The sequence below is a fragment of the Microbacterium sp. BF1 genome (assembly GCF_019279095.1).
Classification (GTDB): domain Bacteria; phylum Actinomycetota; class Actinomycetes; order Actinomycetales; family Microbacteriaceae; genus Microbacterium; species Microbacterium maritypicum.
Genome location: NZ_JAGYWT010000567.1, coordinates 1 through 1,519 on the forward strand (window position 1 = coordinate 1; position 1,519 = coordinate 1,519).

At 66.6% G+C, this 1,519-nt stretch carries 3 protein-coding genes and 1 pseudogene; 1 reads left to right on the forward strand and 3 read right to left on the reverse strand.

The genetic code is table 11. The features are described from left to right. The first annotated feature begins 55 nt into the window (after window positions 1-55). A complete protein-coding gene (locus tag KZA10_RS18300; RefSeq protein WP_256934922.1) occupies window positions 56-136 on the forward strand; it encodes a hypothetical protein in 81 nt (26 codons plus the stop codon). Here the strand turns inward: KZA10_RS18300 and KZA10_RS14880 are convergent. The 3 genes and pseudogenes from KZA10_RS14880 to KZA10_RS14890 form a co-directional block, all read right to left on the reverse strand. Further along, window positions 135-389 (reverse strand): annotated as a pseudogene (locus KZA10_RS14880) (ATP-binding cassette domain-containing protein); the annotation flags it as partial. The gene KZA10_RS18300 and the pseudogene KZA10_RS14880 overlap by 2 nt on opposite strands. A 45-nt stretch (window positions 390-434) precedes the next feature. After that, window positions 435-971, reverse strand: coding sequence for a hypothetical protein (locus tag KZA10_RS14885; protein ID WP_218683273.1), 537 nt, complete (start codon window positions 969-971; stop codon window positions 435-437). A gap of 80 nt (window positions 972-1,051) precedes the next feature. Next, window positions 1,052-1,336, reverse strand: a complete 285-nt coding sequence (locus KZA10_RS14890; protein ID WP_218683274.1) for a hypothetical protein — start codon at window positions 1,334-1,336, stop codon at window positions 1,052-1,054. Window positions 1,337-1,519 lie beyond the last annotated feature (183 nt).

The following is a 1,519-nucleotide window of genomic DNA, read 5'->3' on the forward strand; positions in this document are numbered from 1 at the left end:
GACCGACTGTCAGGTCACGGCTGATGGCGACGTCGTCCTGTTCCACGATGAGACACTGACCCGGCTGGTCGGCGACAGCCGCAGCGTGCGGGAGGTACGGACTCGAGAGCTCCGGATGCTCTTCGCGAGTCGGTGACGCTCTCGCCGGCGATGCGCTCGTGCTCCTGCGGAAGCCAGCCGACGAAGGCATCGGCCGGTGAGAGTCGGATCGTCCCGGCCTGGGGCTCGTCGACACCGGCCAGCAGCTTCAGGAGGGTCGACTTCCCCGCCCCGTTCGCGCCGACGAGGCCGACCACATCACCCGCGGTGACGGTCAGATCGAGGGAGTCGAACAGGGTGCGGTGGCCGTACCCGCCGGCCAGCCCTTGGGCCACGAGTGTTGCGGTCATCCGTCAATCCTGTCATCCGTGCGGGTGGTGCGCGGACGCGGGCCGTCAGCGGACGACCACGAGCGATCTCTCGAGTCGACGTGTCAGCACGAGAGCGATCGTCAGCGGCACGGCCGCGACCACACCGAACGAGATGTCGATGAGCTGCCAGCCGAGCGGCAATCCTCTGATCGCACCGGCGATGAGTGCCAGCGGAACGATTCCCGCACACATGATGAGACCCCAGATGGTGACCCACACGTTACGGACCGGATCGATGAGCGGCCCGACGAAGGCGACCGCGATAGCCAGGTGGGCGAATGCCAGCCAGTCCGTGCCATAGGCGAGGAACGGATAGTCGGTGCCGGTGGTCTCGAGCGCCTCTGCGACCCGCTGCACCCAGGCGGTGAGCTCGGGGAGAACTGCACTGAGGCCCGCGCTGTTCAGGATGTCGCGCCCGAGCATCAGTTCTTCGCGCAACGGGAAGGCGGTGACCCCGCTCACCACGAGCCCGATGATGACGATGACCAGGCAGATCCGGATGAGGGGCGTGTCGCGTCTTCCCGCCGGCGTCAGCGAGGCGCTCGACGAGTCTTCACTCATCCACAGCTCCTGGTGCTCCGTCGAGGCGGAACTCCGCCCCGTCGTGCGACCCTCTGTACCGAACCGCACCTGCCGCGAACCTACACGAATGCGATCGTGAATCCCCCGGAGAACAGCACCGCGCCCAGACCGACCAGCGCCAAGCCGACCAGCGCGATGTATGCGACTTTCCGCACCCAGTCGATGGAGCGACCGACGGATACGGTGAGGAGCAGGATGGCCGTCGGCACCAGCATCAGCCCCCCGAACAGCAGAGCGGGCGCAACGCGAACATCGGGTGCCGGGCATGGCGACGCCAACGCACACAGGGTCGGAATGCCCTGCGCCGCCCACAGAGCCACCCAGGTCACGAGCAGGATCGCCACGGCGGGAAGCATCTTCAGCGCAAGGCTCCGACGAGAGGATTCCACAGTGTCCACAGGGGGGTCTGATGCAGGAACAGGTGACTGTTCTGGTCAGGCCGCGAGGGCCAGTTCTTCGTTCATGATGGTCTCGAACTCGACCGGCGTCAATCGACCCAGGCGGACCTGTCGACGTCGCCGGTGGTA

Excerpts from the sequence above, each read along its gene's own strand:
- KZA10_RS14885 (WP_218683273.1), bottom strand. The coding sequence starts at position 971 with ATGAGTGAAGACTCGTCGAGCGCCTCGCTGACGCCGGCGGGAAGACGC.